The 20,442-nt window shown below is 54.8% G+C and carries 18 protein-coding genes and 2 pseudogenes; 13 read left to right on the forward strand and 7 right to left on the reverse strand.

Features of this window, described 5'->3' with window-relative positions:
* Positions 1–24 precede the first annotated feature (24 nt).
* The gene (locus ACE99V_RS09425) at positions 25–1,065 is read right to left on the reverse strand and encodes a stalk domain-containing protein (RefSeq protein WP_400490827.1); all 1,041 of its coding nucleotides are present in this window, start codon (positions 1,063–1,065) and stop codon (positions 25–27) included.
* 170 nt (positions 1,066–1,235) lie between these two features.
* On the opposite strand from ACE99V_RS09425, the gene ACE99V_RS09430 reads away from it, so the two are divergent.
* From ACE99V_RS09430 to ACE99V_RS09445, 4 genes are read left to right on the forward strand one after another with little or no spacing between them, the layout of a single operon-like run.
* Positions 1,236–2,429 carry an HlyD family secretion protein gene (locus ACE99V_RS09430; RefSeq protein ID WP_400490828.1) on the forward strand — a complete coding sequence of 398 codons (1,194 nt, stop codon included), beginning with the start codon at positions 1,236–1,238 and terminating at the stop codon, positions 2,427–2,429.
* On the forward strand, positions 2,426–3,181 hold the full coding sequence (locus ACE99V_RS09435; protein WP_400490829.1) for an ABC transporter ATP-binding protein: 756 nt from the start codon (positions 2,426–2,428) through the stop codon (positions 3,179–3,181). The genes ACE99V_RS09430 and ACE99V_RS09435 overlap by 4 nt, the downstream gene beginning before the upstream one ends.
* Positions 3,178–4,317, forward strand: a complete 1,140-nt coding sequence (locus tag ACE99V_RS09440; protein ID WP_400490830.1) for an ABC transporter permease — start codon at positions 3,178–3,180, stop codon at positions 4,315–4,317. The genes ACE99V_RS09435 and ACE99V_RS09440 overlap by 4 nt, the downstream gene beginning before the upstream one ends.
* A 27-nt stretch (positions 4,318–4,344) precedes the next feature.
* Positions 4,345–5,025: a TetR/AcrR family transcriptional regulator gene (locus ACE99V_RS09445; RefSeq protein WP_400490831.1), complete on the forward strand. Its 681-nt coding sequence runs from the start codon at positions 4,345–4,347 to the stop codon at positions 5,023–5,025.
* Positions 5,026–5,037: 12 nt separating this feature from the next.
* On the opposite strand, the gene ACE99V_RS09450 is transcribed toward ACE99V_RS09445, so the two are convergent.
* Together ACE99V_RS09450 and ACE99V_RS09455 are read right to left on the reverse strand one after the other, a co-directional pair.
* Positions 5,038–5,769 carry an anti-sigma factor gene (locus ACE99V_RS09450; RefSeq protein ID WP_400490832.1) on the reverse strand — a complete coding sequence of 244 codons (732 nt, stop codon included), beginning with the start codon at positions 5,767–5,769 and terminating at the stop codon, positions 5,038–5,040.
* 3 nt (positions 5,770–5,772) lie between these two features.
* Positions 5,773–6,339, reverse strand: coding sequence for an RNA polymerase sigma factor (locus tag ACE99V_RS09455; RefSeq protein ID WP_400490833.1), 567 nt, complete (start codon positions 6,337–6,339; stop codon positions 5,773–5,775).
* A gap of 185 nt (positions 6,340–6,524) precedes the next feature.
* Between ACE99V_RS09455 and purU the strand changes: the two genes are divergently transcribed.
* A complete protein-coding gene (gene purU, locus ACE99V_RS09460; RefSeq protein WP_400490834.1) occupies positions 6,525–7,424 on the forward strand; it encodes a formyltetrahydrofolate deformylase in 900 nt (299 codons plus the stop codon).
* 48 nt (positions 7,425–7,472) lie between these two features.
* On the opposite strand, the gene ACE99V_RS09465 is transcribed toward purU, so the two are convergent.
* Positions 7,473–8,360: a LysR substrate-binding domain-containing protein gene (locus ACE99V_RS09465; protein ID WP_400490835.1), complete on the reverse strand. Its 888-nt coding sequence runs from the start codon at positions 8,358–8,360 to the stop codon at positions 7,473–7,475.
* 116 nt (positions 8,361–8,476) lie between these two features.
* Here ACE99V_RS09465 and ACE99V_RS09470 point away from each other — a divergent pair, with 116 nt between their 5' ends.
* Positions 8,477–9,664 (forward strand): MFS transporter, encoded by a 1,188-nt coding sequence (locus ACE99V_RS09470; protein WP_400490836.1) that lies wholly within the window; start codon positions 8,477–8,479, stop codon positions 9,662–9,664.
* Here the strand turns inward: ACE99V_RS09470 and ACE99V_RS09475 are convergent, their stop codons facing one another.
* The 3 genes from ACE99V_RS09475 to ACE99V_RS09485 form a co-directional block, all read right to left on the reverse strand.
* Positions 9,665–10,345: an alpha/beta hydrolase gene (locus ACE99V_RS09475; RefSeq protein WP_400490837.1), complete on the reverse strand. Its 681-nt coding sequence runs from the start codon at positions 10,343–10,345 to the stop codon at positions 9,665–9,667.
* Between the two features lie 594 nt (positions 10,346–10,939).
* The gene (locus tag ACE99V_RS09480; RefSeq protein WP_400490838.1) at positions 10,940–11,596 is read right to left on the reverse strand and encodes a CoA transferase subunit B; all 657 of its coding nucleotides are present in this window, start codon (positions 11,594–11,596) and stop codon (positions 10,940–10,942) included.
* Between the two features lie 32 nt (positions 11,597–11,628).
* On the reverse strand, positions 11,629–12,321 hold the full coding sequence (locus ACE99V_RS09485) for a CoA transferase subunit A (protein WP_400490839.1): 693 nt from the start codon (positions 12,319–12,321) through the stop codon (positions 11,629–11,631).
* Positions 12,322–12,602: 281 nt separating this feature from the next.
* Here ACE99V_RS09485 and ACE99V_RS09490 point away from each other — a divergent pair.
* From ACE99V_RS09490 to ACE99V_RS09520, 7 genes and pseudogenes are all read left to right on the forward strand, one after another.
* Positions 12,603–12,713 (forward strand): annotated as a pseudogene (locus ACE99V_RS09490) (IS200/IS605 family element RNA-guided endonuclease TnpB); the annotation flags it as partial.
* Positions 12,714–12,863: 150 nt separating this feature from the next.
* Positions 12,864–14,105 (forward strand): efflux RND transporter periplasmic adaptor subunit, encoded by a 1,242-nt coding sequence (locus tag ACE99V_RS09495; protein WP_400490840.1) that lies wholly within the window; start codon positions 12,864–12,866, stop codon positions 14,103–14,105.
* Positions 14,098–17,349, forward strand: coding sequence for an efflux RND transporter permease subunit (locus tag ACE99V_RS09500; protein ID WP_400490841.1), 3,252 nt, complete (start codon positions 14,098–14,100; stop codon positions 17,347–17,349). The genes ACE99V_RS09495 and ACE99V_RS09500 overlap by 8 nt, the downstream gene beginning before the upstream one ends.
* Positions 17,350–17,415: 66 nt before the next feature.
* Positions 17,416–17,943 (forward strand): VanZ family protein, encoded by a 528-nt coding sequence (locus ACE99V_RS09505; protein ID WP_400490842.1) that lies wholly within the window; start codon positions 17,416–17,418, stop codon positions 17,941–17,943.
* Positions 17,944–17,983: 40 nt separating this feature from the next.
* A pseudogene (gene pduL, locus ACE99V_RS09510) lies at positions 17,984–18,481 on the forward strand (phosphate propanoyltransferase); the annotation flags it as partial.
* A gap of 99 nt (positions 18,482–18,580) precedes the next feature.
* Positions 18,581–19,720 (forward strand): acetate/propionate family kinase, encoded by a 1,140-nt coding sequence (locus ACE99V_RS09515; RefSeq protein ID WP_400490860.1) that lies wholly within the window; start codon positions 18,581–18,583, stop codon positions 19,718–19,720.
* A 122-nt stretch (positions 19,721–19,842) separates the two neighbouring features.
* On the forward strand, positions 19,843–20,256 hold the full coding sequence (locus ACE99V_RS09520; RefSeq protein ID WP_400490843.1) for a S1 RNA-binding domain-containing protein: 414 nt from the start codon (positions 19,843–19,845) through the stop codon (positions 20,254–20,256).
* The last annotated feature ends 186 nt before the right edge of the window (positions 20,257–20,442 follow it).

Below are 20,442 nucleotides of genomic sequence, written 5' to 3' on the forward strand. Positions count from 1 at the left end.
CAGCTTGATCGATGGCCGGGTGGGTTACTTGACGGTGATCGTGCCTGTCATGAAGGTGTGCGGCTTGCAATAAATCTTGTACACACCTGGTTTGGCAAACGTCATCTCGTAGGTTTTGCCCTTTTCCAGCGCGCCGCTGTGAAAGGAACCGTCAACAGCCGTGACCGTGTGGACGACGTCATCCTTGTTGGTGAAGATGATTTTGGAGCCGGCTTCGACGGTCAGCTCGCCGGGGGCAAAGGCAAAGTTGTGAATGTCGACGTGGTAGCTGGTAACTGCGGGGACAGCGGCATCATGGCTGTCCATGGTTGTGAAGGCAATCACTTGTTTTACCTCCGGCTGCACCGGTTTGTGATCGTTGCCGACGAGCTGAACCGTCAGGGTGTGGGAACCTGGTTTTACGTTGTCAAAGACGACGGGTTCTCCCTTAATCAGTTTGTAAGCCACCTTCGGATCGGTTGGGTCGGTATCCAGCCAGAGATGGACATGTCCCTGACCGTCCTTTTTCTCTTTATGGGTCGTAAAGTCTGCCAGATCATGGTTGAAGACGGCAACTCCCACAGTCACCTTGTCACCGTGCAGTACAGCACCCTGGGAGAGAGAGATGACGGCAAAACCCGGTTTGCTTGCGGACTGCAGGGATACGGTTCGGGTGGCCTGATCGTAGCTAACCGTCATGCCGAGGTACTCCGACACAAAACGGAGCGGCACAAGTGTCGTGTTGTTGACAAGTCTGGCGGGAGTGTCCAGTGCCACGGGCACGCCGTTCAGGGTGGCCGTCTTCGCGTTGATGGGCAGACGGTATGTATTGTCTCCCTTGGTGACGATGACGGTTTTGCTCGCAGCCTCATACTGCACGCCGGCGCCGATCGCTTCCGCTATTGCGCGATAGGGGACAAGCAGTCGGCCGTTCTCCAATTGCGGTGCCTGCGTGAATGACAGCAGTTTTCCGTCCAGCTTCACGGTAACGGCTGATTGCACCTGACCCGCTGCGGCTGCAGGTGAAACGGCCAGCATCGCACCGAGAAGGCTGGATGCCAGCAGGGATAGGAAACGTCTCTTCATTTTCAATTCCTCCTTTTTCTGTCAGATCCTTTCCCTCAAGTAAACGAAGGAATACGCAAACGGGTTTGATTTTTGACAAGAAAAGGATTTACAGAAGGCAGAAAAGAAACGTATAATGATCTTGAAAAATGAGTGAGTACTCACTATCTATATCCTTGGGGTGATGGAAAATGCTGAATCGATCTAGGCTGCTCGCAAGTGTCTGTTTGCTTCTGTCGGTCCTGGCGGGCTGCACGTTCTTTCAACCAACCGATGTGACGCTGTCCGGCACAATCGAGGCAGAAGAACTGCCCATCGTGGCGGAAGTGGGGGGAGCCATCCAATCCGTTCATGTGGAGGAAGGCGCGGTGCTGCATAAGAATCAAGTTCTTGCCGAACTGGACAAACGATCTTATCAAATCGGGGTAAACGAGGCAGAGGCGCTTGTTGCGCAGGCGGAGGCAAAATTGGAGGAAGCAAAGGCAGGTGCCCGAAACCAGACGGTAAAAAAGGGAATTGCGGCCATGCAGCAGGCGGATGCCAACATTCAGCTGGCACAGGCTCGCGAAAAGCAGGCAGAGGCAAACCTCAACAGAGCCAAGGAGCAGCTTGCACAAACGGAGTCGCAGCTGACCGGCGCGAGGCAGACACTCGCCTACCAGCAATCGCGCCTGAAGGAAGCGGCACAACTCTTTGAACGCGGCGCCATTTCCAAAAAGGATTACGAAGCGCAGCAGGAAGCGGTAAACGTGGCACAAACCCAGGTGAATCAACTGACGGCGCAGGCAGCGGCCAGTCGCTCCCAGTTTGCGAGCGCGAAGGAAGACGTGACGGCTGCCAAAGCGCAAACGGAAACGGCGAGGGCGCAGCTGGCAAGCGCTTCGGCAGAGCTTGATCTGCTGCAGGAAGGGAGCACGGATTACGCAATTCGCGCCTTGCTTGCCGCCCGACAGCAAGCGATGGCAAAACGGGATCTGGCAAAGCTGCAGCTGGAAAAAGCGGTGATTTTGGCTCCGGAAGACGGGATTCTCCTGCGTAAGAACGTCTCCCAGGGCGAGGTAGCCAAAACGGGGGCAACGCTTTTCACCATGATGAAAAAAGACCAGCTGAAAGTGAAGGTCTATATTCCTGAAGCAGAGCTGGGCTCCATCAAGACAGGTCAGCGCGTCGGTATACAAGTGGATGCCTACCCTGGGGAAACCTTCACCGGCGTCATCTCTGCCATTTCCGACAAGGCGGAGTTTACGCCGAAAAACGTACAGACCAAGGATGAGCGGACCAAGCTGGTCTTCGCTGTCACCATCCGAATTCAGGACGGGCTGGATAAACTGAAACCGGGCATGCCTGCGGACGTTCTCCTCAGCCAGGGAGGGGAGGGCAAATGACCTGGGCGATCCAATGCGAAAATCTCACCAAACGGTTTCAGGACCGCGTCGCTGTAAACAATCTTTCCCTCTCCATCAAGAAAGGCTCCATCTACGGCTTTCTCGGTCCAAACGGCTCGGGCAAATCGACGACCATCCGGATGCTGTGCGGACTCCTGGTGCCCACCTCCGGCTCGGGGACCGTGCTGGGCTATGACGTGATGACGGAGAGCGAAGCGATCAAACAGCGGATTGGCTACATGTCGCAAAAATTCAGCCTCTATGAAGACCTGACGGTGGAGGAAAACCTCGATTTTTACGCCGGAGTGTATGAAATAAGCGGGGAGGTACGGAAACAGCGAAAAGCGGAGTTGATTGACATGGCAGGGCTTACCGGTCGGGAAAAACAGTTGGCCGGTTCGCTGTCGGGGGGATGGAAGCAGCGGCTCGCCCTTTCCTGCGCACTGCTGCACCGGCCGGAACTGCTGATTCTGGACGAACCGACTGCCGGAGTAGACCCCGTGTCGCGGAGAATCTTCTGGGACGTGATTCACGGTCTGGCCAAGGAGGGGATTACCGTGCTGGTCACTACTCACTACATGGATGAGGCGCAGACGTGCGACTGGATCGGCTTTATTTTCTACGGAACCCTGCTGGCCCAAGGCACACCCGGAGAACTGATCGAGGAGTTGGGTGTCCATAACCTGGAAGATGTATTCATTACGTTGGTGCAGCAGGAAGAGGCTCGTCAGAAAGCGGGGGTAAGCCGATGAAGCGCTTCCGTCTTTCCCGATATCTGTCCGTGGTAAAAAAGGAAATCATCCAATTGAAACGGGATAAACCCAGTCTGAGAATCGCGCTGCTCATGCCCATCCTGCTTCTGGTTCTGTTCGGGTATGCGGTGAATACGGACGTCGATCACATAGCCACCACGGTGTGGGACCAGAGCCAAACGTCGGAAAGCAGGGAATTGATCCGAAACTTTGTGAATACGGAGTATTTTGAGGTCATTTCGTACGCCAACAGCTATAGGGAAATCGAACAAATGATCGACGACGGAAGAGCTGATGTGGCGATCGTCATCCCGCCGGACTACGCTAACAAGCGGGACAATGATCAGCCGGTGTCCGTACAGATGCTGATCAACGGGTCCGATCCCAACATCGCCCGCACCGCTGCGGCCAACGCGCAACTGATCGTGCAGAGCAAGGCGTTTTCCATTCAGGAAACGAGGCTGGAAAAGCAGGGGCTTGGAGAACTGGAGCTGCCGCTGGAATTGAGGACGCGCGTGTTGTTTAACCCCAACATGAAGAGCATCGTGTTTAACATCCCCGGCTTGATCGGGCTGATCATGCAGAACGTGACCATGATCCTGACGGCATTTTCGCTGGTGCGGGAAAAAGAGCGGGGAACGATGGAGCAGCTGATCGTTACACCGATTCGGCCGCTGGAATTAATGCTCGGCAAAATCACTCCGTACGTGTTTATCGGGTTCGCTTCGTTTTGCGTCGTGCTTTCGCTGGGGACGTACTGGTTTGGCGTTCCGTTGAAAGGAAGCCTGTGGCTGCTCGTCTGTCTGTCCGTTTTGTTCCTCATCTCTACCTTGACGCTTGGCATCTTTATCTCCACCATCGCCAAGACGCAGCTGCAGGCCATGCAGATGGCGTTTGCCTTCATCCTTCCCAGCGTGCTTTTGTCCGGTTTCATGTTCCCGCGCGATACGATGCCGGTCGTGATACAATGGTTAGGCGGGATTGTCCCGTTAACGTACTTTCTGGAGATTCTGCGCGGGATTTTCCTCAAGGGTGTCGGTCTCGATGCGCTTTGGAAAGATACATTGGGGATGCTTTCCTTTTTCGTGCTGATTATCAGCGTAGCAATCCTGCGTTTCCGCAAGAGGATCGAGTAACGTGGCAAAGGAGCGTTTGCAAGGGATATGAGCAAACCATCATTTGAAGAGAGCTTGCTGAAGTTTGTCGAAGAACTGAAAGACGAAGAGCAAATGACGGAAAAACAGCGCAGCATCCTGCTGGCATCCATCAAGCTGTTTGCGGAAAAAGGCTTTCACGCCACTTCGACTGCCGAGATCGCCAAGGAAGCGGGTGTAGCGGAGGGGACCATTTTCCGCCATTACAAGTCCAAGAAGGACATTCTGCTGGCCGTGGTCGCCCCCGTCCTGTTTAAATTTGCCGCTCCGTTTATCTTAAGGGACATTCGCGCCATTATGAACGCGCAGGAGAGCAAGACGTTTGAGCAGATATTGACGGAACTGTACCGGAACCGGCTTGAACTGGTAGAAGCAAACAGGAAGCACGCCCGCATCCTCCTGCAGGAAGCGTTTTTCCATGAGGAAATTCGGGAGGCGCTCTTGGCGAACATTTTTCAAGAGACGAGAAAAATGGCGATCCCGCTGATCGAGGCCAGAATAGCTTCAGGGGAGCTGCGGCCGCTGCCATCGGAAGAGATGTTTCGCATGATCTTCTCCTCCATCTTCAGCCTGGTCCTTTTCAAATACGTATTTACCCCGGAGGAATACAACCAGCGCTCCGATGAGGAGCACATCGCCCTGACCGTCGACATATTGCTGAACGGCATGGCCAATCGCCGGCAAGAGTGAGGGTTGCTCTCTTTACATTTTCAACATTCGCTTGCCGCGCGGCTGAACCCCGTTGGCATCCGGCTCCAACGTGATGCCGATGGCCTGGAACGACGCCGTCTGCTCGGACAATTCGCAGGTAAGGACACCGTTTCCTCTGGAGTCGACACGGAAAACACCGGCGCTGCTGCGCTGCCCGTCACGTATGAGCCACACCTGGTACGCCTCTGTTCCTCGTGTGGCCGGCAGGCCCTCCAGACGGAACACCAGCGTTTTTCGGCCTCCTTGCTCATAGAGCCAGACCATCCCTTTAGCGGATGCCACGGCGGTGTCTGCGGGCTTCAGGCTGTATTCGCGAACGACAGCGGCCGGTACCGCCGACTGTGCTTCCGCCAGACTCAGTCGTTGGCGCAGCTCGAAGTTCTGCCACAGCGTGCCGGCCAGCAGGAGAAGCAGGGCAGCGCTTGCCAGCTTGTATGAGGGTTGAAACCAGCTTTTCCGACTGCGTGTTGCACCCGGCCTTTCCTTCGATTGCTCCGCTTCAAATATTCCCCGCATGACCTCAGCTTTCAGGTCGGCAGGGGGTTCCACCTCTTCCAGCTGGAACGGGATCATCTGCCAGGACTGTCTCAAGGACTCCGCCTCCTTGCGGCAGGATGGGCACGCGGCGATATGTTTTTGCAGAAGTTCCGTTTCCTCTGGAGTGGTTTCCCCAACTACGTAGGCGGCAATGAGATCGTCATATGGACAGCAGTTGCTTCCCACTGATTATTCCTCCATCTCCGGCGTTAAGTGGTTTCGTAGGACTTTCAAGGTTTGGTGCAGTCTGCTTTTGATCGTTCCGATGGGCTCTTCCCTCATACGGGCGATTTCACGAAGGGAATAGCCTTCCCAGTAGAGGGATTGGATGAGCTCAATCTGGCTTTCGGACAGATGGCGATAGGCTTGCGTGATCTGCTCCCGGATCATGCGGCGTGATACCACGGCGTAGGGATGGTTGCCCGGTGAATCGGGGATTTGCTCCCAGCGTTCCGGGTTCATCGTCGTCATCACGCGGTCTCTCTTTTCTTTTCGCAAGTGGTCGATGGTAATGTTGCGGGTAATCATAAACAGCCAGTTGACGAAGTTTCCTTTTTCTTCGTCAAATCCGGTCTGCGTCGTCCACAGGCGAGTGAAGACGGACTGCACGATCACACGAGCCTTGCCATCGTCTTTCATGGACTTGATCGCAAACGAGTACACCAGTTTTCCATATCGGTCGTACAGTTCTTCCAGTGCCGGACGGTGCTTTTGCATAACCAACCGCATCAATTCTGCATCGCTTTTTGATTGCATGAGACAGGCACACCTCGTCTTTTCCTCATCCCTATCGATGGTAACGAACATAACCGTCTTTTGGTTCATGATACTACAAATGAAAAAGAGCTGGGCGAGCAAAAAAATTTTTTAAATGGGACAAGCTAGATGAGAATGATATAATGCTAGAAAATTTATTTATTTGCAGTTGGAGGAGAGAAATCATGCACCGTCTGTCAGAGAGAGAATGGCTGGCATACCGGCAAAAAAACAAAGATCGCGCCCGTATGCTGATATCCTGCCCGGACCGCGCGGGGATCGTCGCCGCCGTGTCCCACATCTTGTTTCAGCAGGGGGCAAACATCGTTCAGTCGGACCAGTATACGACGGATCCCGAAACGGGCCGCTTTTTTATGCGAATTGAGTTTGACCTGGTGAACCTGGAGGAAAGATGCGAGGAGCTCAAGGAGGCGTTTCGTCCCGTAGCGGAGAGCTTCGATATGAATTGGTCACTGGTGGAGGCGAAAAAGCGGAAGAAGATGGCCATTTTCGTGTCCAAGGAGGATCACTGCCTGTTGGAGCTCTTGTGGCAGTGGAAATCGGGAGCCCTGCATACCGATATCGAAATGGTGATCAGCAACCATCCCGACATGCGGGAGACAGTGGAATCATTCGGCATTCCGTACCACCATATCCCGGTCACGAAGGAGACGAAAGCAGAGGCCGAGGCAAAGCAGCTGGCCGTGCTGGAGCGGGGTGTGGACGTGATCGTGCTGGCGCGTTACATGCAGATTCTGTCGCCTGACTTTTTACATGCGTACGCGAACCGGATCATCAATATCCACCACTCGTTTCTGCCGGCCTTCGTGGGAGCGAAGCCCTACGAGCAGGCGTATCGGCGCGGCGTAAAGCTGATCGGGGCTACCGCCCACTACGTAACCGAGGAGCTGGATGCCGGTCCGATTATCGAACAGGACGTCCAACGCGTCAGTCATCAGGAGGACGTAGAGGCGCTGAAGCAGTTGGGCCGCCAGGTGGAACGGACGGTGCTGGCTCGTGCCGTCGGTTGGCATCTGGAGGACCGGGTGCTGGTGTATGAAAACAAAACGATTGTCTTTCCATGATGAAAATGGCCCTTTCCTGTGGCAAGGGCCTTCGTGCGTCTTGTAACTTTAAAACATGCCAAGAACCATGTCGAGAAACCGGGCGACGGTCGGCCGCTGGTCGCTCTCATCTTCCCGTGTACAGAGATAGACGGGACGTTTGATCTCGATGCCGGACAGGCGGACGCGCCCGACTTCTCCTCTGGCTACCATCTCGCGGACGGCCGGCTCGGGTGCCAGCATGGTTCCGTAGCCCGCGCGGACGGATTGAATGGACTCGATCAGTCCGTGGTATTGCAATCCTACTCTCGGCGGACTCACACCGTGTTCCCGGCAGAGCGAATACAGGCGTTCCCGGGTGGAGCTTCCTTGCTCTCTTAACAGAAAGGGCTCACGCATCAGCTGTTCCAGGGAAACCTCCTGGCCCGCGAACGGATGCCCGGGGGGAACGATGAACCAGTATGCCACACCCGCAATGTGATAACGCCGAATCGGACGTTCGTCCCACGACTCATTGGCAATCACGGCCAGGTCGGCCTGGTACTGAAGAAGCCGCTCCATGCATTGCTGAGAGTTTCCCGTACGAATTTCCACCTCAACCTGTTCATACTGCCGCTTGTAGGAAGCAAGCCACGCGGGCAGCAGATAATGGGAGGGAAGATAGGTGGAAGCGACCCGCAGTTTTCCCCGTTTGCCCTCCATGATCTCTGCCAGCTGCAATTCGATTTCCTTTTCCCAGTCATAGATCCGCCGGGCTTTTTCATACAAAAACCGACCCACATGGGTAAGCGCTATGCCCCGTCCTTCCGGGTAAACCAGTCTGATTCCCAGTTCCTGCTCCAGCTTCCGGATTTGAGCCGTGACAGCCGGCTGGCTGATGGACAACGCATCTGCTGCTGTGGTGACGCTTCCTCGCGAGGCTACCTCCACGAATATACGCAAGGCGTGCAGGTTCATAATTTCTCCCCATTCATAAGAATTGCTTATGAGTTCGGCACAAAGATGTATTGGATCTGCTTTGGTCTTCTTTGTACTGTATAGCATAGAAAGCGAATCGTGCAAAGGAGTAAACGATGAGGGAAAAGAGCGGAAAGACACAAGTCATAGCAGTTGCCCTTGTGACTGCGTTGTGTATGCTGGGTGATTCCATGCTGTACGTCGTTTTGCCCATCTATTGGAGAGAGGCGGGACTCCATTCCCTGTGGGAAGTGGGCATTTTGCTTTCGGTGAATCGATTGGTACGGGTGCCGCTGGGACCCCCCGTCGGGAAATGGTATGAGCAAACCGGTGGCCGCAAAGGATTGATCATCGCTGTCGCGCTGGCATTCGTGACTACTCTGTCCTATGGCTTTCAGGGGTTTTGGCTGTGGCTGGGGATGAGGTGTCTGTGGGGCGTGTCATGGACGTTTTTGCGATTGGGGGCTTATGCACTGATCGTGGGTGTATCCGAAGAAACCAACCGCGGGCATCTGATGGGCTTGTACAACGGCTTGTACCGGCTGGGCAGTTTGGGCGGAATGCTGGCAGGCGCGATGCTTGCTGCCTGGTCCGGTTTGCGGACAGCGTCGTTTCTTTTGGCGGCTTTCTCCCTGCTCGCGTTCCTTCTTGTCTTTGTCTATATCCGTCCCTCCTTTCCGAAACGGATCATCGACAGGGTTTTGGGCGATGACCCGAGAGCTTTGTGGAAGAGGAGGAGTGTCCTGTTCACGATGGGTACGGGACTGTTGATCGCCATGGTGTATCAGGGCATGTTTACCGCCACGTTGAGTCGCTTGATCGAGATCGGTCAGCCGCTTGCGGTCATGGGGGAAATGGCTTTCGGCGCCGCCGTCGTAGCAAGTCTGGTACAGGGGGTTCGCTGGGGCTGGGAACCTTGGGCAGCTCCCTGGTTTGGCAAAATCTCGGACCGTTACGAGCGAAGAACGATGTTTGTCTTGTTTTTGTTTGCGGCATCCGCGCTGTTTGGGCTGCTGCATGCCCCGTTGTCCTTTGCCATCTGGTTGTGCCTTCTTCTGGGAATCCAGATGACGGCAACGATTCTGACCACGGTCACGGACACGCTGGCCGCAGACGAGGCCTCGAAACTGACAAACGGCACCGTGCTGATGACACTTTATTCCGTCGCAACCGATCTGGGTGCCGCATTGGGGCCGCTTTTCGCCTTTTGGATAGACGGATGCTTCGGTCTCGATGTGCTGTATGGAGGAATGGCCGCGACCCTGCTGGTGATCGCGATCGGATGGTCCATGCGGCGTCTGTGATCAATCGGCAGTACAGTGCTCCCGAATGGTGTCCAGCACGTAGGCAATCACGTCGTCTCTTTCGGGGCCGTGCAGCAGCATGTGGCCGGAGCGGTCGTAGTAAGCGATGCGGGGAGAGAGGCTTTTGACGCTTTTGGCCAGCTGCTCCGCGCTGATGGATCGAACCGTATCGTCCCGTTTGGCTTGCAGCAGCACGTACGGGCAGGACACCTGGGCGAGAACCGGTTTCGTCTCTGCCAACAGGCGGCGAAACTGGAGCATGCTGCGGACGGGGATTTTCACCATGCTGCGCAAATACCGGCGGGAGTGGACGGCGAAGTCTTCCTGCAGGTAGTTGATAGCCTGACGTAAATCCCAGTAATAGTAGGGGGTATTCAGGGTGACAAGCAGGCTGACCGGATAGCGGCTGGCGATGTGAAACGCAAGCAGCCCGCCCATGGAAAAGCCGATGACGACGATGCGATCGGACCGCATGGAGAGCCGCTTGTAGGCTTCTTCGGCGGAACGCAGCCAGTCGTGCCGCGTGCTTCGGCCCAGATGGCGGCGGCCCAGGCCGTGTCCCTCCAGCGTCGGACACTCGACGTGGTAGCCTTCCTCACGCAGCGCCTTGGCGAGCGGCAGCACGTCGCGAATATCGCCGGCAAAGCCGTGAATGACCAGACAACCGATTGTATCTGTCATGATGAGTCTCCTTTCGGGCGAGGTACAAAGACTAACATAACATAAATAGGCCCTGCAAAAAAATCGTGTCTGCAGGGCGTGGACCGGAGTGGTTTTGGTGCCTGTCACTCGTCGAAAAAGCAAACATAATTTTGCTTGGGTGCCTGTGGTCAATCCCCAAAGAAACAGACACTAAAAATTTCGACATTACACAGTGATATGCTCCCTAAATTCTATAGGGGAATATCGTGTAAAATCCAGGGGAAATAATGGTATTTCAATATGGAGGGAGGCTAAAAATGCCCCCTTCCGTTTGTAGACAAACTGTTGCTAACGAGAGAAGGGGCCGTTTGTTCCAGCCGTACGCGAGCTGTGACGACCTGCCCAGCGAAGCGAGGTGGGCGCGGGGATCCGCAGCGTCAACTTGACAAATCATCGTAGCGCCGCCACTTTTGACGCTGCCCCCGCGAATCGTCGCAAGCGGACAGTTATTACTTCTTTGCTGGGAGGAGGGCCGAGCGACAGTCGGAAAAACGGCCCCTTAATATATAGATACATTGTCTTCAAGTCTGAAGGGGGGCTAAAAATGCCCCCCTTCAAATTGATCTGTTGAAGTTACACCGAAATCGTCTTCAAATCCGGGGAGACGATCAGCTTCGGCTGCGTGCAGGCCTGGATGTCCTCGGCGGTATAGCCTTCCGCCACTTCCACCAGGACCAGTCCTTCCGCCGTCACGTCCAATACCGCCCGGTCCGTGATGATGCGGTTCACTACCTGTTTGCCGGTCAGCGGCAGGGCGCATTCGTTCAGGATCTTCGTTTCACCGTGCTTGTTGACATGCTCCATGATGACGACGATCTTTTTCGCGCCGTGCACCAGATCCATGGCGCCGCCCATGCCTTTTACCATTTTGCCGGGGATCATCCAGTTGGCCAGATCGCCGCCTGCCGACACTTCCATGGCCCCGAGGATGGCCAGGTCAATGTGGCCACCGCGAATCATGGCAAACGACTCGGCGCTGGAGAAATATGCCGCGCCCGGAATGGCCGTAACCGTTTCCTTGCCGGCGTTGATCAGATCGGGGTCGATCTCGTCCTCGGTCGGATAGGGACCGATCCCCAAAAGACCGTTTTCCGACTGGAGCACGACGGTTTTTCCTTCCGGGATGTAGTTGGCCACCAGCGTAGGCATGCCGATCCCTAGGTTTACGTAAAAGCCGTCCTCAATTTCTTGAGCGGCGCGCATTGCGACTTGTTCACGAGTCAGAGACATGTGTGGATCCTCCTTGCGATGGAATGATGGAATTAGGAACGAACCGTACGTCGTTCGATGCGTTTTTCAAATTTCGGCGCCTGGATCAGACGTTGTACGTACACGCTGGGCGTATGGATGTGATCGGGATCCAGTTCGCCTGTTTCGACGATTTCCTCCACTTCCACAATGGTGATCTTGCCGGCAGCGGCCATCATCGGGTTGAAGTTGCGGGCTGTTTTGCGGTAGACAAGGTTGCCCATCTTGTCCGCCTTCCACGCCTTGATCAGCGCAAAGTCGCCCGTGATGCCATGCTCCAGCAGGTACTCCTTGCCGTCGAAAACGCGTGTTTCGCGCCCTTCGGCAATCGGGGTGCCCACACCGGCCGGCGTGTAAAACGCTGGGATGCCTGCGCCGCCTGCGCGAATTCGCTCCGCCAGCGTCCCTTGCGGATTCAGTTCGACTTCCAGCTCTCCCGAGAGGAATTGTCGCTCAAACTCCTTGTTTTCACCTACGTACGAGGCGACCATTTTTTTAATCTGCTTTTCGCGGAGCAAAAGCCCCAATCCCCAGTCGTCGACACCGCAGTTGTTGGAAACTACGGTCAGGTTTTTTACGCCTTTGTCGCGCAGGGCGATGATCAGATTCTCCGGAATCCCCACCAGACCAAACCCGCCGACGAGCAAGGTGGCGCCGTCATGGATGTCCGCAACAATTTCCGAATAAGACGTGTAGATTTTTGCCATGAAGTTCACTCCCGCAATCAAGATTAATGTGGATACGCGTGTGAAAGCGCTGTCAAAGCGATCTTACCTACATCTTATCAAAGGCAGAAGGGTGGGAACAGTAGGTAATATCCGTCTCTTCTGAACATTATAACGGTGTGAGTTACAAACAAGCCTTTCGCGATTTAGAACCTGGTATAATTAATCATAGATGGCGGTTTTAAGAAGATTGGCCAAAAGTTATCAAAATATCACATTTGACTGTAACTATCACGTTGTATTTTGTCCGAAGTAATCGGAGTTTGGAGGACTTACAAGTGCAAAACATGATCAGAAACCACAAGTTGGCAAAATCGATTGCAGATGCTTCATGGGCAACTTTTCGTACGATGCTGGAGTATAAGGCGAAATGGATCCCCTGCCGGCACAAGGTCGCCTTTAGGGGAGGCATGGGGAGTGTCGAAGAAAAGTAGTACAAATTTAGATAGTTCTGTGTATAAAATATATTTTGTCAATTTGTCTTTTTTTATGATCATTATGGACTTATCGTAGGAGCTGATGGAATGAAAATATGGATCGGACTCTCGTTGGCCGCTCTTTTACTGGCAACAGGCTGTGAGAAGTTGGATGCCGAAGTGGAACAGTTGAAGAAAAAAGAGGAAGAAACCGTGATCAAGGTAAAATCGGTCAGTGCGTTCACCGTGGAAAACCAGCAGGACGGCTTGATACAGGAGATTTCCGGCGTGGTTGCGCCCCGTAAGGAACTGTCGCTTTCCTTCGGGCGCTCCGGCAAGATTGACAAGATATACGTGAAAAAAGGAAGTGTGGTCCAGGCAGGCACCCTGTTGGCCTCCTTGGATACATCCGTTTGGCAGCAGGAAGTCACTGCCGCTCAAGGGCAGGTCGCCAGTGCCAACATTCGCCGTGCCAAAGCTCTGCAGGGTGCTGATCAGCACGAAGTGAATACGCAGAAGCTGCAGGTGGAAAAAGCGAGACAAACCGCGAACAAGGCTGCAGAGGAATACGCGCAAGGAAAATTGCTGTACCAGAACGGCGCCATCTCCAAGGATGAGTTGGATCAACTGGCACTGCGGGAAAAACAGACGAAACTGGATCTTCAGGAGCAGGAGCTGCGTTACGGCAAGCTTCTGGAAGGCGCCGACAGACTGGACGTGGAGGAGGCCAATGCTGAAGTGAAGCAGGCTACCGTTCAACTGCTGCGGGCACAGCAGGAGGCGAAAGACGCCAGGTTGACGGCGCCGTTTACAGGTGTAGTCGCAGCCGTCACGCAGACGGAATCGGAACAGACGGGTCCAGGCAGCGAAGTCATCCGGTTGGTCGATACCACACAGTGGCTGGTGCAACTGCAGGTGGAAAGCGATCAGATCGGAAACTGGCAGGTGGGCAAACCGGTTACCGTGCGCTCTTCCGACGGTACTCAGGCGGAAGGGACGGTACACTTTGTGGCTCCCGTCATGGATCAGCAGACAGGAACCTATCCCGTGGAAGTGGCCGTACAGGGAGATGTCGCCACCTGGAGGGGCGGGATGACCGTGATCTGTCAGTATCTGGTAAAGTCTGCCAATGCGCTGCTGGTGCCGGTAACCAGTGTCGGCATTTCGGAAGAATCCTATTACGTGATGAAAATCGACAACAATACGCTCAAAAAGGAACCGGTGAAGGTTGGAGCACTTTACGGACAGTATTACGAAGTCGTGGAAGGCTTGGAGGCCGGAGAACAGATTGTCCGTACGGGGCTTTCCTACGTGATCGACGGCGAGGCGGTGAAGGTGGCGGATGAATAGCAAAACCGTAAGCTCTTTCCGCAGTTCTCTCGTCTGTTTGCTGGCGCTGCTCTTCGTTATCTTGGGCGCGGGAGCGGCGGTCAAGATGGATGTGCAGGCCTTTCCCAATCAAAACGTGCCCTTGTACACCATCCGCGTCTCTGTTCCGGGGATGATTCCGGAACGGGTGGATGAAACCGTCACCCGGCCGGTGGAAGAGGCTGTTCGCGAGCTGGGCGGTGTGGAAAAGCTCGCCTCGACGTCCCGTACCGGCTCCGCACAGGTCTCGGTAACCGTACAGGAATCAATCGGCTCCGATTATAAGGATCGCCTCTCGGAAAAATTGGCGGAATTGTCGAAACGGCTGCCCACAGGCGCCGTTCAGGTGGAGCAGGAGAACCTGAAAGTCAATGAGATCGGCCATTTATTCTTGCATGGAACCGATCTGCAGACGCTTTCAGACGTAGCCAGGTACACCGTCTATGAAAAACTGATCAACATTCCGGGCGTGTCTCGCGTAGAGATGGACACAGAGGGCGTCCAAAACAAGGTGGAAGTACTGTTTCGCCCGTCCATGCTGCAGGCGTATGCCTTGACGCCAGGAGACGTAATTCGGCAGCTGCAGGGGGATTCCTCCGTCGAACAGCTGGGAACCGTCGGCGAAGGGAAGGAACAGACAGGCTTTCAGTGGATAAGCCAGGCGTCCAGCCCCCAGGAGTTGGGCAAGCAGCTTATTGCCTCTGACAAGGGATATGTCGCATTAAAGGTACTGGCCGATATCCGCGATCTGCGCGGAAGCAAAGGGGAAGCGGTTCCGGTCTACCGCGGGGAGCCGGCTGTCGGCGTCCGCGTGTTTGCCCAGGAAGCGGGACAGATCCCCTCTGTCAGGGCCGATGTGATGCAGGCGATCGAGGAACTGAATGAAGCTGCCCAGACCCGTTACGTCATCGACCTGTTTGCGGATCGGCAGGCTGTTTTGTCCTTTTCCCTGCGGGACATGGGGGTGCTGGTCGGTCTTGCTGCCGTAGTCTCCTCCGTTTTGATGGGGGTTTGGTGGAGAAGCGCCGCAGTTGCCGTCATTGCCCTGTTGTCCGTCGTGCTGGCGACAGGGGCGCTGCTCGGCGGATTATGGTTGAGCGGCACGTCGCTGAACCTAGCCTCGCTCGGACCGATCACTTTGTTTGCCCTTTTGTTTATTGGGGCAGGAACCGCCCTGTTTAACCGGATGGTGCGGGTAGAGGAGTACTCTTTGACCGCTTTTGACCGGGAAGCAAAGCAGCTGATCAAGCCGCTGCTTCTCTCTGTGGTCGTGTTTTCCATTTTGTACGGAGGCGTGCTCTGCACGGACTTCCTGAAAGGGTCCGACAAGCCGACGCTTTATGAAGCACTGCCGGTCATCGGCTGGGGAACGCTTGCGCTGCTGCTCGTTTACGGCTTCATTGCACCGACGCTGGCGGCGATGTGGCTGACGGAACCGCTGCGGCACAGGCAGCCATCGCCTCGCGGAAAAATGATCGCCTATTTGGTAAAGCGGTGGGAGCGTCTCACGGAACAGGGGTATCTGCCGTACGGTATGATTCTGACGATCTCGGTGCTAACCGTCGCGCTCTTAAGCTCGTTTGTCATCGCAGATCCGTACAATAAGACGAATTCCAACGAAATGACCATCTCCCTAAAGATGCTGCAGGATCGTACAGTGGATGATGCCGTGCAGGCCGCGAAAGCCGCCGAGGAGAAACTGCGAAAGGTGGCGGAAGTCGCCGACCTTTACACCGTCGCCACCAAACAGGAACTCATCTTCCAGCTCATTTTAAAGGACAAATACGACTGGACCCGCAGCAGGGCCGATCTGGAAAAGGAGCTGGACAAACAGTTGCAGGACATCCCGGGGACTGACCCGTTTGCCCTCGTGGTAGGAGAAGACAGGGGATCCCGCATGGAGTTTACGATCAAAGGACCATCGCTCAATACGACCCGGGACATTGCCAATCAGATGGTCAGCTTCCTTACCAATCTGAGATGGCGGGACGACGATGGGCGGGAGATCATCACCGACGAGAAATCCAGTGCCACCGACGACCGCACGTACATAACAATCAAGCCCAAGCCGGGAATGCTTGCCCGCTACCAGGTATCGGAAGCGGACGTGAAAAGCCAGCTGCAGAGCTACCTGGGTGAGCAGCAGGCCGGAAGCGCATTTTGGAGCGACCGAACCGTGCCGATTGTGGTTCGCTATCCGGAACCACTGATGGAACACCCGGATCAGGTGAAAAACATCTTGATTCGCACGCCAAAGGGAACCGTGCGTCTGGTCGATCTGGTGGACTGGCGCATCGGCACCGCGCCGGCTACCTATCAAAAGGAAGACGGACTATACGTTTTCAAGGTGAGCAGCGCTGTATCCCAGCCGGGTAGAATTAGCAGTCTTTACTACTATTTGCCGCTGACCATGCAGAAGAGTATGACGATTCCGGATGGATACACCATTCTCAATGCGGATCAGGTCCGCAAGCTGGAAAAGGAAGAGTCGGATGAGACAGATGTGGGAACCCGCGTTGTGGTTGCCGCTGTGGTGCTGGTTACTGTCATGCTTGCAAGTGTGCTCCTGCTGCGGCGGGTCCGGGACGGTGCCACCGTGCTGCTCGTGCTTCCCACTCTGGCCGGTGCCGTCCTGCTTGGTCTCTTGGCGCTGGACCGCCCGCTCAACGTGCTGGGTTTTTACGGCATTGCTGCGGCGGCGGCGTTGATCATCCAGCAAACGCTGGTGCATCTGGATTCGCTGGTACGCGCGCAGAAAACGTCGCCGTCCATACTAGAGGGAGTGCGTCGAGGCACGGGTGCTTGCATCCACAGTGTATCTATTCTGTTTGCGGCTCTGGTCGCAGCCAGCTTGCCGTTGGCGGCAGGCGCAGCAGACGGAATCGACTTTCACGCTTCGTTTGCCGCTGCACTTTTGGCAGGTGCGCTGCTCGGTTGGTACGTTGTCACCGTTCTGGTTCCGGCGATGTACCAGGCGGCCGAACGGAAGAAAGTGTATCAGTCCGAGTTTTCGCTGCCGATGATAAGACAGCGGATCGTAAGCTGGTGGGAAAATGAACGGGTGCGCCGCAAGGATCTTCGCGAATGGAAAAAACGGGAGAAGCAAAAGCGCCAGGAACTTCAGGGAAACAACGCCGCCGCGGCTACACCGCGTCACGGCGATTTGTCCGATGACGACTTCCTCCCGCTTGGCCGTTTCTCTTCGGCAAACGACGCCAACAATTAACCTGTTGGCGTCTTTCTTTTTGGGATATGATGATAGACGAGTCAGAATGTGAAGGAGATCGCAGATATGAAGAGACTGGGACTGTTTTTGGATACAGTGATACTGCTGGGACTGCTGCTCGGCTTGTTTTATTCCTCTTCCCAGCCCTATTACAAACAGGACTTGCGCGGGACGATTTCCCGCTACGTCGACGCCGACTTTTTGGAGCAAAAGTGGCAGCATGTCTCGTTTCAGTACGCCCACAAGGAAATCAGCGTCGAAGATTCCGGAGCGGCCGGGCTTATCGAGTTTTTTATCCGCAAGGCGACTCATTTTGTCACGTTTGCTGTTCTTGCCTTCATGTTCTACCGCTTGCTTGCCCGTTTCACTGCCTACTCAACGGCGCTTCCGTGGAGCGGATTTCTCAGTGTGTTGACCGCGCTGTTGGATGAGTGGCATCAGACGTTCACGCCTGACCGCACCGGCATGCTGACCGATGTACTGCTCGATACCACAGGAATCGTCACCATGATGATCTTGATCGTGTTTCGACGCATTCTGCGCCGGGGGCCTCGAAAAAAGCGTGATAAAATACGGCTGGGACAACCATCCTAACAGGAAGAAAACCATAGTTGAGATGGGATGTGGATTCTTCATGAAGGTACCTGTCGGCGTATCCAATCGGCATATTCATCTAAGTCAAGAGCATCTGGAGCAGCTGTTCGGTCCCGGCTATCAACTGCGCAAACTGCGCGAACTGAAACAGTACGGTCAATTTGCGGCGGAGGAAACGGTCACGCTGATCGGCCCGAAAGGAAAAATCAGCAACGTTCGCATTTTGGGTCCGCTCCGCAAGCAGACACAGGTGGAAATCTCCCGTACGGACAGCTACCTGTTGGGCGTCGATCCGCCGATTCGCGACTCCGGCGACCTGAAAGGGAGCGAAGGCATCACAATCCAGGGGCCGCGGGGGCAGGTTGCGATTGACGAAGGGGTGATTCTCGCCTTTCGCCACATTCACTTTTCCCTGGAAGACGCAAAGCGCTTCGGAGTAAAGGACAAACAGCTCGTGAAAGTGGAAGTGGAAGGAACCCGCTCGTTGATTTTGGAGAACGTCCTGTGCCGCGTGCACAAGGATTATCGGTTGGAGTTCCACATCGACACGGATGAAGCGAACGCCGCCGGATTGAAAAACGACATGTTAGTGGAAGTGATCGTGGAGCAAAATGAAGAGAGCTATCAGCACCTCCGCCTGCAGGAGAAGCAGAACGTGCTCGTGCTCAATTGCGGCAGCTCCTCGGTAAAATACAAGCTGTACGAGATGCCAACCAAGAAGCTCCTCACATCCGACTACCTGCAGCAGATTAAGCGGGATCAGTACGAGTCGACGATTCGATCCGTGTTTGACAAACTCTCTTCCTTCGAAATCAACATGATCTCACACCGCGTCGTACATGGCGGAGAATCGTTCAAACACTCCGTTCCCATCGATGACCGGGTCAAGGAACAGATTCGGGAACTTTCGCGGTTTGCGCCGCTGCATAATCCGATCAATTTGCTTGGGATTGAGATCGCTCAGAGCATTCGGCCTGACGTGATGCATGTCGCCGTATTTGACACGGCGTTTCATCAAACGATGCCGCCGTCTTCCTACCTGTATGCGCTTCCCTACGAATACTACGAGAAATACGGTATCCGCAAGTACGGGTTTCACGGCACTTCTCACCGTTACGTGATGAACCGCGCCCAGCAAATGATGGAGATGCCAAAGGAAAAGCTGCGCCTGATCAGCTGCCATATCGGCAGCGGGGTAAGCATCACGGCGATCCGTTTTGGAGAGTCGCTGGATACCTCGATGGGCATGACACCGTTGGCCGGTTTGTCCATGGGAACCCGCAGCGGCAATATCGATCCCGCCATTATTCCGTACATTGAAGAAATCGAAAAGACGGATACGGCGGGCGCCATAGAGATCCTCAACAAGAAAAGCGGTCTGTTGGGCGTCTCCGGCGTCTCCAACGACTTGCGGGACGTCATGGCCAAGGCTGAGGAAGGAAACCTTCGCTGCCAGCTGGCGCTGGAACTGTTCACCACCCATTTGCACAAGCACATCGGTCTTTATCTCGCCCGCCTGAACGGTGTGGATGGCATCATCTTTACTGCCGGTGTCGGAGAGAACAGTCCGGAGGTTCGTCAACTGGTGTGCAACGGTTTGGAGTTTGCCGGTGTCATCATCGATCGGGAGGCCAACCTCAACATCAAGGGAGAAGGGTTCATCAACAGTCCTTACTCGCCGGTGAAGGTAATGGTCATCCCCACCAACGAAGAGCTGGTGATGGCTACGGACGCCTTCCAACTCTACCTCTCCACCCCGCAGCCAGTGATGGCGTGAGGTGCTGAAACTAGCAAGATTAGGCTTTTCATAATTTTGTATTGTCTGCTATACTTATGTAATGAGCCTTCTGGTAGAGGTTCTCGACATTCTTGTGAAAAGATAAAAGGAGTGCAAACTGAATGGCAGTACAAGTGGGAAGCATCATCGAGGGAAAAGTGACAGCGATCAAACCGTTTGGGATGTTCGTAGCGATCAACGAGACCCAGCAGGGGCTTGTACACATTTCCCAAGTGGCGAACGGTTTCGTGAAGGATATCAACGAGCACTTTTCCGTGGGAGACGAAGTGAAAGTAAAGGTACTCTCGATTGATGATGCAGGCAAGATCTCGCTTTCGGTTCGTGCCGCACTGCCTGCGCCGGAGCGTGAAGGGCGCGATGAGCGCCGTGGCGGTGGAAATCGCGGTGGCGACCGTGGAGGATACGGAAAACGCGACAGCGCAGCATCCTTCGAAGACAAACTGAAGAAATGGCTGAAGCACAGCGAAGAGAACCTCGCTACCATTAACAAAAAACAGGCAAAACGCGGCTACTAAGCCTACACATACGAGCGGATGAACTTCAGGAAGAAGTGACCGGGAACAAACCGGTTCTTCTTCCTTTTTTGGTGTATAAGAATTTATAAATTTGGACATCCCATACAGTCGCTAGAAAAGTGTTCGGGGCCCCGCCCGGCGAAGTGTTAGCTAATGCCGGGTGGGTTTTCTTAGTCTGAAAATCCA

The sequence above is a fragment of the Brevibacillus soli genome (assembly GCF_044759095.2).
Lineage (GTDB): Bacteria > Bacillota > Bacilli > Brevibacillales > Brevibacillaceae > JBIYSM02.